Annotated in this window: 11 protein-coding genes and 1 riboswitch; of the genes, 3 read left to right on the forward strand and 8 right to left on the reverse strand. The window is 37.6% G+C overall.

The features are described from left to right. Window positions 1-190: 190 nt before the first annotated feature. The 3 genes from dctP to BM121_RS15840 form a co-directional block, all read right to left on the reverse strand. Window positions 191-1333, reverse strand: a complete 1143-nt coding sequence (gene dctP, locus BM121_RS15830) for a TRAP transporter substrate-binding protein DctP (RefSeq protein ID WP_091484626.1) — start codon at window positions 1331-1333, stop codon at window positions 191-193. Window positions 1334-1398: 65 nt separating this feature from the next. Continuing rightward, the gene (locus BM121_RS15835) at window positions 1399-2670 is read right to left on the reverse strand and encodes a TRAP transporter large permease (RefSeq protein WP_091484627.1); all 1272 of its coding nucleotides are present in this window, start codon (window positions 2668-2670) and stop codon (window positions 1399-1401) included. Window positions 2671-2698: 28 nt separating this feature from the next. Further along, window positions 2699-3268 carry a TRAP transporter small permease gene (locus BM121_RS15840; protein WP_091484628.1) on the reverse strand — a complete coding sequence of 190 codons (570 nt, stop codon included), beginning with the start codon at window positions 3266-3268 and terminating at the stop codon, window positions 2699-2701. 312 nt (window positions 3269-3580) lie between these two features. On the opposite strand from BM121_RS15840, the gene BM121_RS15845 reads away from it, so the two are divergent. Beyond that, window positions 3581-3760: an SE1832 family protein gene (locus tag BM121_RS15845; RefSeq protein ID WP_091484629.1), complete on the forward strand. Its 180-nt coding sequence runs from the start codon at window positions 3581-3583 to the stop codon at window positions 3758-3760. Window positions 3761-3767: 7 nt separating this feature from the next. On the opposite strand, the gene BM121_RS15850 is transcribed toward BM121_RS15845, so the two are convergent. After that, the gene (locus tag BM121_RS15850) at window positions 3768-5615 is read right to left on the reverse strand and encodes a cation:proton antiporter (protein ID WP_091484630.1); all 1848 of its coding nucleotides are present in this window, start codon (window positions 5613-5615) and stop codon (window positions 3768-3770) included. Between the two features lie 272 nt (window positions 5616-5887). Here BM121_RS15850 and recQ point away from each other — a divergent pair, with 272 nt between their 5' ends. After that, window positions 5888-7660 carry a DNA helicase RecQ gene (recQ, locus tag BM121_RS15855; RefSeq protein ID WP_091484631.1) on the forward strand — a complete coding sequence of 591 codons (1773 nt, stop codon included), beginning with the start codon at window positions 5888-5890 and terminating at the stop codon, window positions 7658-7660. A gap of 148 nt (window positions 7661-7808) precedes the next feature. Here recQ and BM121_RS15860 read toward each other — a convergent pair whose 3' ends face one another. The 4 genes from BM121_RS15860 to BM121_RS15875 form a co-directional block, all read right to left on the reverse strand. Beyond that, window positions 7809-9047, reverse strand: a complete 1239-nt coding sequence (locus tag BM121_RS15860) for an aminopeptidase (protein ID WP_091484632.1) — start codon at window positions 9045-9047, stop codon at window positions 7809-7811. Then, window positions 9047-10930 carry an ABC-F family ATP-binding cassette domain-containing protein gene (locus tag BM121_RS15865; RefSeq protein ID WP_091484633.1) on the reverse strand — a complete coding sequence of 628 codons (1884 nt, stop codon included), beginning with the start codon at window positions 10928-10930 and terminating at the stop codon, window positions 9047-9049. Before BM121_RS15865 ends, BM121_RS15860 begins: the two co-directional genes overlap by 1 nt. Before the next feature lie 144 nt (window positions 10931-11074). Further along, window positions 11075-12517: a cardiolipin synthase gene (gene cls / locus BM121_RS15870; protein WP_091484634.1), complete on the reverse strand. Its 1443-nt coding sequence runs from the start codon at window positions 12515-12517 to the stop codon at window positions 11075-11077. 84 nt (window positions 12518-12601) lie between these two features. Continuing rightward, a complete protein-coding gene (locus BM121_RS15875; protein WP_091484635.1) occupies window positions 12602-13057 on the reverse strand; it encodes an Hsp20/alpha crystallin family protein in 456 nt (151 codons plus the stop codon). Between the two features lie 238 nt (window positions 13058-13295). Then, window positions 13296-13407: riboswitch (SAM riboswitch) on the forward strand. Window positions 13408-13483: 76 nt separating this feature from the next. Here BM121_RS15875 and BM121_RS15880 point away from each other — a divergent pair. After that, window positions 13484-15154, forward strand: a complete 1671-nt coding sequence (locus BM121_RS15880; RefSeq protein WP_091484636.1) for a PLP-dependent aspartate aminotransferase family protein — start codon at window positions 13484-13486, stop codon at window positions 15152-15154. Window positions 15155-15172: the final 18 nt, after the last annotated feature.

A 15172-nucleotide genomic window follows, 5' to 3' on the forward strand; every position in this document is an offset into this window, starting at 1 on the left:
GCTTATTGGGCAAAATTTAATGGCAGGTAATTCAAGTATATTGGGTAATTCTTATTCAGTCAATGAAAGCGAATTCAGATTTTAACATTTTTTAGTTATTTTATCTCTTATCAGTTTTTAATGATAAAATGCACTAAAAAAATTCATAAAAAAAGCCTTAGCATTTCGCTAAGACTTATTTGGGATGAAATTATTCACCCATTACTTCTGCAATTTCTTCTTGAAGTTTATCGAAGATTTCCGGATCGATACCTTCTACTTCATCACGATAGTATTGATGTACTGGTTCTGCAGCCTCTCTAAACTCAGCAATTTGATCTTCATTTAGTTCGATAATTTCGGTTTCGTTTTCTGTATCAGCTTCAATTGCTTCTAAACCTGCTTGATTTTGAGATTTTTGCTCGTCAAATACCCAATCTTGCATTTCTGTTACTGTTTCATCTACTACGGCTTTCACATTTTCATCAAGACCGTTATACCACTCTGTATTAGCTGTAGTCATTGCTACATAGTTATTATGGTTAGAAATCGTTACAGTATCTTGTACTTCATGGAAACTTGCTGACTCGATAAAGAAAATCGGGTTTTCCTGAGCGTCAACCGTTTCACGGTCTAATGCTGTGTACAGTTCACCCCAATCCAATGCTTGAACAGTTGCACCATAGGCATCATATGATTCACGCATTAGTGGTGATTCTTGCACACGCATATTGAGTCCTTCCCAATCAGAAGGTGACTCGATACCAACATTACTAGTCCATGCCATTGCACCTTCTGTCCAGTATGAAAGTGGTGAAATGCTATGCTCTTCATATTTTGCTCTTAAATCCTGATTCAATGCTTCACTATTAGTTAATACTTCCTGAACTTGTTCTTGATCAGATGGGAAGAAATAGTGAAGGGAGAAAATTTGACCATCTGATACTTGACCACCCGTAAAACCTGGTGACATAACTGCCAGTTGAACTCCACCTTGTTGTAATAGTTGCGCTTGGTCAACACTACTACCTAGTGAACCATATTCTAATGCATCTACTGTGATAGCTCCACCTGTTTTTTCACTAATACGGTTAGCAAACTCTGCTGCATATTCATATTGAACCTCACCTTGAGTTTCTTCTGTTACGAATTGCCATTCATCTTCTTCAAATTCTCCTGCTGCTTCTTCGCTTCCTTCACCTTCAGAACCTGTATCCGTTTCTTCACCTGTATCTTCTTCTGTGTTGCCTTCATCTGTTCCTTCTTCACTGTCTCCACCACATGCAACTAGCAAAAAGCTAAGTGTTAAAATGGAGAGTAGCATAATAAGATACTTTTTGTTTAAAATGACCATTACCCCCTAGTAATTTTTTAATATTTTATTTTAAGCGGCTAAATATTTTAGCACACTTTAATAACTTAGATTAAAATTAATGATAATTGTGGGAACACAATCAATAAAACCCCTATAATCAGTAACATAATAATATACGGTGGTGTACTCTTTATTACTTCTAGATATGGCTTCTTAAACACTGCACTGGCGGTAAAAATATCAACGCCAAATGGCGGTGTTGCTGAACCTAATGCTGCTTGGAACGTAATAATAATTCCAAGATGTATTAAATCTACACCTGCTGCTTCTGCTGCCGGAGCAAAGATCGGTGTCAAAATTAATATAACTACAATAGGGTCTACGAACATACATCCTACAAAGAAAAATATACTGACAATAGCTAATACATATATTTTACTTGGGTCAGTTCCCAATACCGATTCGGTAATTTGTTGCGGAATTTGAGCATAACCAAGTACCCATGTAAATAACTGTCCACCAGCTACTAATATAAATACAGCCGATGTAACTAAACCAGTCGACCGAGCGATACTAGGTAGCTTTTTCCATGGAATAGTTTTAAAGATTAACACTTCTAAAATAATGGCATATAATACCGAAATACCAGACGCTTCTACCGGTGTAAAGTAACCTAAATAAATACCACCGATAATAATAATAGGGAAGCCTAATGGTAATAAAGCTTTTCTAAAGAATTTTAATTTTTCTGGCCATGTTACTCTATCTGCTAATGGAATATTTTTAATCTTTGCATAGATGACACTATAAGTAGCAAACGATAAAAATACTATTACCCCTGGAATAACACCAGCAATAAACAGATCCCCGACAGACACCCCGGATCCTGCTGCTAGCGCATAGATAATCATACCGATACTTGGAGGCACAAGTAATGCAACATCACTAGAGTTGATAATTAATGCCATTGCACTGGAATCTTTATATCCAATTTTCAATAATCTTTCTCGCATAGGACGACCGATTGCAACAACCGTCGCCTGTGTTGAGCCAGAAATTGCCCCGAACATCGTGCATGCTGCTGCTGTTGTAACAGCATATCCACCACGAATATGGCCAACAAAGGCTCCAATAAAGTCCAACAGTCGTTCTGACGTTTTTCCGGATGTCATAATATCTGCTGCAAATATAAATAACGGAACACATAATAACACCGGTGATTCAATACCTGTCAAAAGCTGCTTCATTAACAAATCCATACTTAAGTTTGGATTAAAAAACAACATAATAACAACTGGTGCTAAAATCAACGGTATCATCATTGGAAAATTTAACAGCAGTAATATAATCATTACCGATAATAATGTCGTTAGCATAAGTTTTTCCTCTCTACTTTTTTATCGTTTATACAGATAAATCTTCCAACTTTACATCTTTTTGCTCTTGATCATTGTAATCTACTGCATCAATACCTAAATAAACTTTATCTTTTGCTTTAGCTGTAAAATTAACGTATGTATTACGTAAGAATTGGATTCCTGCTGTTAAGAAACCGATTGGAATAAATACGGCCATTAGATATCTAGGAACTTCTAGTGAGGTTGTAATCGCTCCTGTATTGTATTCAAACATTACGAAATTGTAGGAGTAATACGCCATTAAAAACATTACAATTGCTGTAATAAAGTTAATAAGTATCATCATTACTTTTCGCACTTTGAAAGGTGCAAAGTCGTAAAAAGCAGACATACTGATGTGTCGCCCTTTTCTTGCTGCGTAAGCTATACCCATGAATGTAGCAATGACTATCGCAAATTTACTAACTTCATATGCAAAGTAGAATGCCCCTGAGTTAAACACTTCGCGCGCTATAACATTTCCAACTATCATGATGGAAATTAGTATAATGGCAAAGCTAAGGATAAATTCCTCCAACTTCATCATAATTTTGTCTATCCATTGAAATACTTTCAACGTTTTTCTTCCTCCTCTGTATAAAGGCAATGAATTTATACTACATTTATACTAATATTAATGGTACAAAATTGGTACAGAATTCACAAATTTACTATACCCTTATTCAGAACAATAAAACCACAAATTTTCGTAAATCAAAAAAATGTTCCCATTTCATGGATATATGATATCAAATACTCATAAATGATCTATATTCCTCAAAAAACGCAGCGATTTTCCTTCAAATTGTAGTTTTTCTAGTTGCTTGCTAATTCTCAAAAACTGAATTACGCTTAGAAAAAGTAATATATCATTATTGGAGTGATAAATATGAACAGACAAGAAATTGAAACAGAAATAGAAGATTTGAAAGCTGATTACACACGACTGTCCGCTGACTTAGAGAAACTAAACTATGTTGATGGCAGAACCGAGCACAATGAAAGAGAATTAGAACGCTTAGCAGAAAAAATAGCCTCCTTACGTAAACAGCAAAAAGCTAGCAACTAAAGTGTTGCTAGCCTTTTTCATTCCGTTTCACCTCTAATTTTTCCCGGATTTTATGAAACTCCTTGCTTGGCGGTGTTAAACTGACAATCGTATCGCCTGCAATTGCTGTGCTTTCTAATTCTTCTGTAAAGAATTCAATTTGTTTGGATTGCTTTAACACGAATAACAGTACTGTTTCCTTATCACGGTCTTTCATATAATTTTCATACGAATAGCGCTCTGTTAACGACGTTTTTCGTAAAACATACCCACTGTTTAATTTGTATTTCAGTTCTTCGACACCCATGGAAGGTGTAAACACTTCTCTTCCGCCAATCGTGTGATCAATGTTAACTAAATGGTCTCCACTATGACTTTGGTTGGGTAAACGGAACACATTCTTACGACCAAACTCAGGCAGGAAAGTAGAACATACTAACGCATTATAGGAATCATATTCAGTCGCCGTTAACAAATAATCATATGGTGTAAAATCTGTCTTATATTCCGTCTGTTCCGATAAAATTTCGCAATGTTTATGCTGTACCCCTGCTTTTCTAGCACTGTATAATTGATCCCATGATGAATCAACGACAACTGTGGGGATATCTAATTCTTTCATAACTTTTGCCAGAGAATTAGTGAAACTGTTGGAACCGACAATCAGGACACCAGGCTTTCCTTCTGCAGAAAGGTTTAATTTTTTGGCTAACCAACCAATCGAAAAGCCATGGACAACAACTGTTGAAAATACTAAAGCAAAAGTTAAAGGTGTAACAAGCGAGGCTCCTTCAAAACCTTCATCTGCCAGGATTGTCGCAAAATAGCTTGCTACCGTTAAGGCAACAATACCTCTTGGTGCGATCCAGCCAACCAATGTTTTCTCCTGCAGTGATAACCCCGAATTAATCGTCGATAAGAAAATCGACAGTGGCCGAACAACAAATAACATTAATAATACATAGCCAATAATTTTTGGTTGGAAGACATCCATTAATGTATCCATTGTAAGTGAGGCAGTTAATAGGATAAACACGGTTGAAATTAAAAGAATCGAGATATTTTCTTTAAAGTGACGCATATCCTTGATTGATGAAATACCCAGGTTTGCCAATGTCATCCCCATTGCTGTTACTGCTAATAAACCTGTTTCATGTTTCACTTCATCCGCTATAATAAAGCAGGCAGTAACCGCTGCAAAAACGGCAGGAGATTTTAAAAACTCTGGCATATGACCGGTCTCGAACATCCAACCGGTCACTTTCCCAAATACAACGCCAAGCACTACGGCAAATAATGATGCTAATAAGAAAAACAATAAAGCTGTTGCATCTCTTCCATCTGCTAATAGAAATAAAAGGAATTCGAACGCAAAGACAGCTAATAAAGCACCAAACGGGTCGACAATAACCCCTTCCCATTTCAAGATCTTAGCAGGTGTTGGCTTTAATTTGGATTGCCTTAATAATGGTAAAATAACTGTTGGACCTGTTACAATAAAAATACCACCAACAACAAATGCAATCGCCCAGGATAATCCTGCAACATAATGTGCGGTTAGAGAACCGAAAATCCATGCAAGAAAAGCACCCCAAGTTACAATCCGAAAGACTGGTTTCCCTAATCCTTTTACCTCTTTAAAATTCAGATTTAAGCTTCCTTCAAAAAGAATGATCGCCACAGCTATCGAAATTAAAGGACGATACAAATCACCAAAAGCTTCTTCTGGGTTCATCAGTCCAAATATTGGACCAGCGAGTAAACCTGCTATCGACATAACCACGATCGCCGGCAATCGAAATTTCCAGGCTATCCATTGCGATCCAACACCAAGCACTGCAATAAGCATGAGTATTAATAATAATGAGTCCATCATTATCCCCCTTTACGTTCTAACTTTTATCTATTTTGCATTCATTAATTTCATCAGAAGCTAGCATTATTTTAATGGTTAATAGATGGGATGTAAATATTTTTATTCCAAACTTTTTTCTTCACACGATAAACCTCTTTCATCCCCTATGATTATAGTATAAGTAAAATGATGACTTTCATTAAAAGGTACAGCGATAAGCCAAGTATTGCTTATATGTATCATGGTTAAAAAATGTTATGCTAACAATGAGTTTATTTAAAGGATGATCATTTATGAGTACATTACATTTATTAAAAAAATATTTTGGTTACGATGATTTCCGCCCTGGGCAAGAAAAAATTGTAGACCAAGTTCTCCATCAGAAAAACACATTAGCAATCATGCCGACTGGCGGAGGCAAATCGATTTGTTATCAAATTCCCGGTTTAGCACAAGATGGGATTACCATAGTAATCTCTCCGCTTATTTCCTTAATGAAAGATCAAGTGGACGCCCTTCAATCATTAGGTGTTGCTGCTACATACATAAACAGCTCCTTGACTACAGAAGAGCAATTCAACAGATTAGCTGAGATTCGTAACGGAAAATATAGATTTGTCTATGTTGCACCGGAACGTTTTGATTCCAAAGCTTTTTTTAATGCGCTTAATTCACTAGATGTTTCTTTGATTGCTTTTGATGAAGCCCACTGTATTTCACAATGGGGACACGACTTCCGGCCCAGTTATCGTACCGTTGTACAAGCTGTCAATCAGTTACGAAAGCGTCCTGTTCTCGTTGGATTAACAGCAACAGCCACGGCTGAGGTGATTCGTGATTTACAACAGTTGCTCGATGTGAAGGACGAGGCTGTTGTCAATACTGGCTTTGCTCGTGACAATCTTACCTTCCAAGTTGTAAAAGGACATGATCGTCAAAATTATGTAACAGATTATTTACGAGCACACCCTGATGACACTGGTATTATTTATGCTATTACAAGAAAACAAGTTGACCAATTATATTTTTTATTACAAGGAAAAGGCTTCTCTGTAAGGAAATATCACGCAGGGATGTCAGAAGAAGCTAGAAAAGAAGCACAAAATGATTTTATTTACGACAATGCGCAAGTGATGGTAGCTACCAATGCATTCGGAATGGGGATTGATAAGTCCAATGTCCGCTACGTTCTCCACTATGCCTTGCCGAAAAATCTAGAAAGTTATTATCAAGAGGCTGGTCGTGCCGGACGTGATGGTGAACCAAGTCAATGTGTGATTCTTTTTTCCGGACAGGATATTACCTTGCAAAAATACTTAATTGATCAGTCAGAAATGATGGATGAGGAGAAAAAGAAAGGCGAATATGGTAAATTACAGGCAATGATCAATTATTGCCATACCGACCAATGTCTACAGCAATATATCCTGCGTTATTTTAATGATAAGATTTCTTCGACTGAAGCATGTGGAAATTGCTCTAATTGTGACAGTGAATTAGAAAAAGTCGACCGCACCAAGGAAGCTCAAAAGGTACTCTCCTGTGTCAAGCGGATGGATGAGCGATTCGGTGCCAGTTTAGTTGCAAAAGTCTTAAAGGGATCGAATGACAAAAAAGTAAAACAATTTCGCTTTGACCGGTTATCTACATACGGACTAATGAAAGATATGACAGAGAAAGAGCTCGTTTCCTTTATTCAATTTTTAGTAGCGGAAGACTTTTTGTTATCTGAAGGCGGACGTTTCCCTGTCCTACGCCTGAGCAAACGAGCAGTATCTGTTTTAACAGAAGAAGAAAAAGTCTATGTACAAGCAGCCAAAGTTGAGACAAAAGAAGTTGTTGAATACGATGTGGAGATATTTGAACAACTACGAAAATTGCGCAAATCCTTAGCAGATCAGCAAGGGGTTCCGCCTTATGTCATTTTTTCTGATAAAAGCTTGCGGGAGATGTCTGTTGACAAGCCTACATCTAAATATGAGATGTTGCAGATTCATGGAGTTGGTGAGCGCAAGTTCGAACAATATGGCGATGTGTTTTTGGAATGCTTTGTGGAAAAAGCATAAACTTTGCTGGCCACTTTTTATGCTTTGCTGGCCACTTTTTTCAATTTGATGGCCACTTTTCCAATTTTCCTGGCCACTTTCAGACGTTTGCTGGCCACTTTAATCAAAAGAACTCCCGTTACAACATAACGGGAGTTCTTTATTTTCATTATTCAAAGTTGATTGCCCATGCTCCTTGACGAAATACGGGTTCTTTTTCGCCATCTACAGTTTCTCCGTCGATGTCTAAGTCTGCTGAACCGATCATGAAGTCCACATGTGTCAGGCTATCATTGACACCATGCTTGTCCAACTCTTCTTCACTCATGTCGGATCCGCCTTCAAGATTGGTTGGATAGGCTTTTCCTAATGCGATATGGCACGAAGCATTTTCATCAAATAAGGTGTTATAGAAAATTAAGCCTGATTGTGAAATCGGGGATGCATGTGGTACTAATGCCAACTCTCCCAGTCTTGTTGCCCCTTCATCTGTATCAAGTAAATGTTTAAATGTGTCATAGCCTTTTTCTGCTTCAAAATCGACTACTTTCCCATCTTTAAACGTTACACTGAAGCCATCAATCAAATTACCACCATATACAAGTGGCTTTGTCGCTGTTACTTTACCATCAACTTTGTATTTATGAGGTAAAGTAAATACTTCTTCTGTTGGCATATTCGGATTAAAGTCGTTACCATTTGGTGTTTTCGTTGCACCGCCTTTCCAAACATGTCCTTCTGGTAATTCGAAGCGGATATCCGTTCCTTCTGATTTGAAAATTAAGGCTTTATAGGATTTTTTATTTAAGTAATCACGTGCTTGTTTTAAATTATGGTTATGCTCTTCCCATGCAGCAACAGGATTCTCTTGATCGACTCGGACTATTTTGAATATTTCTCCCCATAAACTCTCGATTGCATCTTCTTTTGGTTTATCCCGGAAGATTTTTTGGGCCCAGTCACCTGTTGGAATCGAAATAATCGACCATGGTATCCGGTCATTCATTGTGTACTGTCGGAATTCTTTCATTGCTTCCCCACTTGCTTTACTAGCCTTTGCGACTTTAGCAGGATCAATATCTTTCAGTAAATCCGGATTAGTGGAGCGAATCGATAATAGCGCCGCACCATCCTCAGCAAAATCTAAATGCTTTGCTACTTGCCATTCAGGGATATCTGTCAGCACTTCTTCTGATGCATAGTTGAATTTTAAATAGGTCAGCTCATCATCTGTCCAATTAATATGGACATTTTTGGCTCCTATTTCATACGCTTTACGAGCAACAATTTTTGTGAAATCTGCTCCCTCTATGGAAGAATTAATCACTAATGCTTGTCCTTCTTGTAAGTTGACACCTGTCTTTAATGCGAGTTCTGCATATTTTTCCTGTAGTTGTTTGTTTGCCATTATGACTCCTCCTTCAGTTCTTCTATTAAAAGGGATAGTTCTTCCCATCTTTCCATTTTTTCTTCCAACTGTTGTTCGACTTCACTTTGCTTATTATATAGGGGTTGAATTTTACCAATATCACTGCCTGCTTCCGCAATCTCTGTTGCTATTTGCTCTAACTCTGTTTCCAGCTCTGTTATTTCATCTTCAATCGTATCCCATTCTTTTTGTTCATGATAAGATAGCTTTTTCTTTTTGCGTTTCGTTTTTTGCTTCGGTTTAGTCTTGTTGTATTTATCCTCTGATTCTTGTTGCTGTTCACGAAATTCAGAATAATTGCCATGAAAAACAGTTAATGTTTCACTTCCGGTAAAAGCAATAATCTTTTCGACGGTTTTGTCCAGAAAGTACCGGTCGTGGGATACTGTGATCACCACTCCAGGAAATTGCTCTAAATAATCTTCAAGCACCGCGAGTGTTTCCGTATCAAGATCATTAGTTGGCTCATCCAGAAATAATACATTTGGCTCTCGCATTAGCACGGTTAATAAATACAGTCTTCTGCGTTCGCCACCTGATAACATTCTGACATATGTCCACTGTTGTGGTCTGGGGAATAAAAACCGTTCTAGCATTTGTTCTGCTGTGATCACACTTCCATCCATTGTGTGAACAACCTCTGCTACATCACGGACAAGGTCAATCACTTTGACAGCATCATCTAGTGGTGGATGATTTTGCGTGTAATATCCAATTTTTACGGTTTCACCAACGTCAATAGTACCCGCATCCTGTTCGACACGACCAGCTAAAATATTTAATAAAGTCGTTTTTCCAGTACCATTAGCGCCTACAATACCGAGTCTGTCACCTGGGTTGATTAGAAAATCAAAATCCTTAAAGATTGTTTTACCATCATATGCTTTAGCTAATCCTTCTAATTCCATAACTTTTTTACCAAGGCGGGTGGAACCTACTTGAAAGCTGAGATCTTGTTTTTTGGTATCAAATGTTTTTTCCTTCATTTGCTCAACACGATCAATACGTGCTTTTTGTTTTGTAGTTCTTGCCTTCACACCTGCTTTAAGCCAAGCGACTTCTTTTTTTAGAATATTTTTATGCTTTTGCTCTTCTTGTATTTCTTGTTCTTCCCTTAATGCTTTTTGTTCTAAAAAGGTTTGATAATTGCCATCATACGTATATAAGTTACCCTTATCCAACTCAAAAATACGGTTAGTAATGCGATTGAGAAAATAACGATCGTGCGTAACAAGTAAAATTGCACCTTGATAGGTTGGCAAGTATTCTTCTAGCCATTCGATTGTATCGTTGTCGAGATGATTGGTAGGCTCATCTAGTATGAGTAAATCTGCCGGTTGGATCAAAGCTTTGGCAATTGCTACACGTTTGCGCTGCCCACCAGAAAGATTTTCCGTTTTTCGGTCAAATGCCGGGATACCTAATTTCGTTAAGATTGTTTTGGCAATGGTCATAGCGTCCCATGCTTCTAGCTGATCCATTCTTTCCTGCATTTTTAATAATTGATTTTGCATCGTTGCATTCTCTGGATCTTTTTCTAACGCTAACATGGCTGATTCGTATTGCCGTAAGGTGACCATCACCTTAGAATCACCATAATATATCTGGTTCAACACCGTATCCCCATCTGTTAGCTGTGGGTCTTGATCTAAGTATTCTATCCGGTAATCATTCGGATGATCCATTGTGCCGGCTTCTGCCTGATCGATTCCTGCTAAGACTTTTAATAGGGTAGATTTTCCCGTTCCGTTGACTCCGATCAAACCAATACGATCGGTTTCTGTAATCGAAAATGAAATCTCGTCAAACAAAACTTTTTCACCATATGTTTTGACTAGATCCTCTACTTTTATCATGCGCATTGTATCTATCCTTTCTAGTGTGAAAACAGGAATATTCCTTATTCACGAGGGTCTCGCATTATTTGAACTAAATAAAAGGTATTAACCCGTATCATCTATACGGGCTTATACCTTATAAAACAATCTCTTTATTTCACTGCTATCTTATAAAATTGGTGAAATCAACCTTGAAATAGACTCTTTGAAGCGAATCCATACTGAACGTTGCTGGTATAAGGGATACGTAAGGATGGTTACATGCTCCATATCTTTTTCGAATTCATCAACCAGCATTTCTGCCAATGTTTCATTATATAAAAAGGCATTTATTTCGAAGTTCAGACGAAAACTGCGAACATCAATATTTGCCGTTCCTATCGAGGCTATCTTACTATCGACTACTATCATTTTAGCATGCAGGAAACCTTTTTGATAAATATAAACGGTTGCTCCGGCTTTTAACAAATCACCGATATATGAATACGTTGCCCAATAGACAAAGGGATGATCTGGTTTATTCGGGATCATAATCCGAACGTCTACACCTGAGAGGCAAGCAATTTTCAATGCATTCAGCAAACTTTCATCCGGGATAAAATATGGTGTTTGAATAAAGATATACTCTTTTGCTGACATAATCATCTTAATATAACCATTTTTTATCTGTTCCCACTCAGAATCCGGGCCACTTGAAACAATTTGCATGCCGATATTACCAGCTGGTACAGGTGTATAATAACGCTCATCATAGTCAATATCATGACGGGATGCCTGATTCCAATCCAAGATAAAACGAGTTTGCAAATGCTTCACAGCACTACCTTTGATACGCAAATGAGTATCGCGCCAATAACCAAATCGCTTGTTTTGCCCCAAATACTCATCACCAATATTAAAACCACCGATATATCCTGTTTTTCCATCAATAATAACCAGTTTGCGGTGATTACGATGGTTAATCTTAAAATTCACTTTCGGAATCAATGGTGGGAAGAATCCTTGGACATCTGCCCCAGCATGACGCATTTTTCTGATCATCTTCCTACTTAACGTCCGGGAGCCTAAATCGTCATATAAAAAACGAACTTCAACCCCTTCTTTCGCTTTTTTTATCAAAGCATCTGCTAAGCGTGATCCAAGATGATCAGACCTTACTATGTAATACAATAAATGAATATGATCCGTTGCATTTTCGATATCTTCCAATAAAGAATCGAATTTACGATGTCCATCTGTAAATATGTTGACGTCATTATCCTGTGAATAGATGGCATCATTATTTCGTAAGTGCAGATAGAAGAGATCCTTATATTGATACATTCTTGGATCATTGACAAAGAAGTCACCATTTTCAATATCACGCAATTGATGCTGTACTGCAGTTTTGACACCTAATTTACTTTTGGTATCCCAAGTAAAAATCGTTTTATTACTTAACTTTCGTCCAAAAATAAGATATAAAATAAAGCCGAAAATCGGGATGAATGTCAGTACCATAATCCATGCCCAGGTAGCAGTTGGATTCTTGCGCTCTAAAAAGATAATGGTTAAAGATAAAAGAATATTAAAAACTAAGATAAAAGTTATGATCAGTTGTGTAATCTCCACACGAAGTCCTCCCATCTTCTGACATGTTACACACACTATTAATATAGCATAATTATGATCAAGCTAATAGCAATCGCTATCAGCTTAGTCGATCATAATCGAACCATTATCTTTTTCAGTTTTAGGACCTCTAATTTCTAATACCCCATTTTGAAAGCTTGCTTTGGCCGTTTTCTTATCAACTGCATATGGCAATGTAACGGTGCGCTGGTTACGATGCTGCCTTCTCTCTTTATGGTAATAATGATACGAGTCTTCATGCTGTTCGGTTTCCTCAAGATGATCCACCATAATCGTAATTTGATTACCAACTATACGCAGTTGTATTTGATCTTTTTTAAGACCGGGTAAATCGACGCGGACAATCCATTCTTGTTCGGTTTCTGCAACATCAACAGGAATTTGTTTCGGTACTTTTGCTTGTTCAAAAAAACTATCAATCGTTTCCATGACGTTTCGAGTTGGTTTTTCGTAGAGAAAGGCATCTAACTTTTTGATTAAATCTTCTCCCCATTCCGGCATTCCGCCTTTTTGTGACATTTGGGTCACTCCTTTTCATTGAAATCAGCAGTGGAATTTTTTATGGCTAACGAAATGTATTAGCATGCTAGCCTCCATTACTTACGGACGTTCGTTCATCGTATAAAATTCTCCACTTTATTTTATGCATATGGGCAAGAAATGATCCTCCTGTTAAATTTTATTAATATTCTGATTTTTTATTGACGATTACCAATATATAACTTATAATAAGAACAATTCAATTGCATAGCAGTAACTCTTATTTTGAGTGGCAGAGGGAATAGGCCCAGTGAAGCCCGGCAACCGTCAATTTGAACATCAAATTGGAATGGTGCTAAATCCTACAGGTTTTACCTGAGAGATAAGAGGAGGACAACTAATATTTTCAACCTCTTCTTACTTTCGTTAAGAAGGGGTTTTTTATTTTAATGAGGAGGGTACATAATGACAAATTCGTTCCAGTTTCCAGGTAGTGAAACAAATCTATTACATGGTGGACAACAAGTCGACCCTGCAACAAATGCTCGTGCCGTTCCGATCTATCAAACAACTTCTTATGTATTTAATGATACGGACCACGCACAAAATTTATTTGCTTTAGCAGAAATGGGTAATATTTATTCTCGTATTATGAATCCTACGGTTGATGCATTCGAACAACGCATTGCCCTGTTAGAAGATGGCGTAGCAGCTGTCGGTACAGCTTCTGGTGCGTCTGCTATCACATTAGCCATTTTAAACCTCGCCAATGCCGGGGATGAAATTATTGCCGATAGTAATTTATACGGTGGTACTTATAATTTATTTAATAAAACATTGCCCAAATACGGTATTGACGTAAAATTTGTGGATGGAACAGATCCGAAAAATTTCCGTGCTGCGATTACGTCAAAAACAAAAGCAGTTTTTGGTGAAGTGATCACCAATCCAAGTCTGAATGTGTTTGATATTGAAGCAGTCGCTGATATCGCACACGAACAAGGCGTTCCACTAGTGATTGATAATACCTTCGCAACACCATATGTATGTAAACCAATTAGTTGGGGTGCAGATATCGTTGTACACTCCGCAACGAAATGGATTGGTGGTCATGGTACATCGATCGGTGGAGTCGTAGTAGATAGTGGTCGTTTTAACTGGAATAGCGAACGATTCCCTGGATTTACCGAACCTGATGAGAGTTACAATGGAATCCGTTTTGGGATTGATATTGGACCACCTGCATTTGCGATTAAATTACGGGTGCAATTATTACGAGATATTGGTCCATCATTAAGCCCACAAAATGCGTTTTATTTCTTACAAGGATTGGAGACGTTACATTTACGTATTGAGCGTCATAGCGAAAACACAAAAGCTGTCGCTAATTACTTGGAAAACCATCCGCAAGTAGAATGGGTTTCTTATCCTGGACTTGAACACCACCCTTCACACCAAATAGCAAAAAAATATTTGTGTAACCATTTTGGTTCTATCATCGTCTTTGGTATAAAGGGTGGAAAAGAAATAGGTCGTCAGGTGATAGATAATGTTCATTTATGGTCTCATGTAGCCAATGTTGGAGATGCAAAATCATTAATCATTCACCCTGCATCTACTACACACCAGCAATTAGATGAAGAAGAATTAAAAGCTTCCGGTGTTAAAGAAGAATTAATTCGTTTATCTGTCGGAATTGAAACAGCGGATGATATTATTGCAGACCTTGATCAGTCTATTGCAAAAGCAACAAACAGTGAACCAACCATCACACCAGATACCAATAAAGCAATTGCATGGGCACTTTCTTCTCCTTTAGCTCGTGAAGATGGAGAAATCCGTCCGAAAACCATTGCAGTAGCAGGTGACATTGAAGGTTCAGAAGCACTAAGTAAGTTGAATAAATTAGGTTATCAAATAACTCCGGCAAATGCTGCAGAAGGTGATATTGATATTTTATTCATCACCGACAGTAAGGAAGCAGCAAAAGCCTATACTGATAAAGCAAAAATTGTCTGGTTTGCCAAAGAGCAAACAGATACTACAACTAAAGATAAGGCGGAAGCAAACGGTCAAATTGTTGTTGAAAATAAATGTCCGTTCCAAGAAGCAGATCGCTTACGCCGTGGAGAATAATCTTTCTCCCTGAATTTC

This window comes from Gracilibacillus orientalis, from assembly GCF_900114645.1.
GTDB classification, from domain to species: Bacteria; Bacillota; Bacilli; order Bacillales; family Amphibacillaceae; genus Gracilibacillus; species Gracilibacillus orientalis.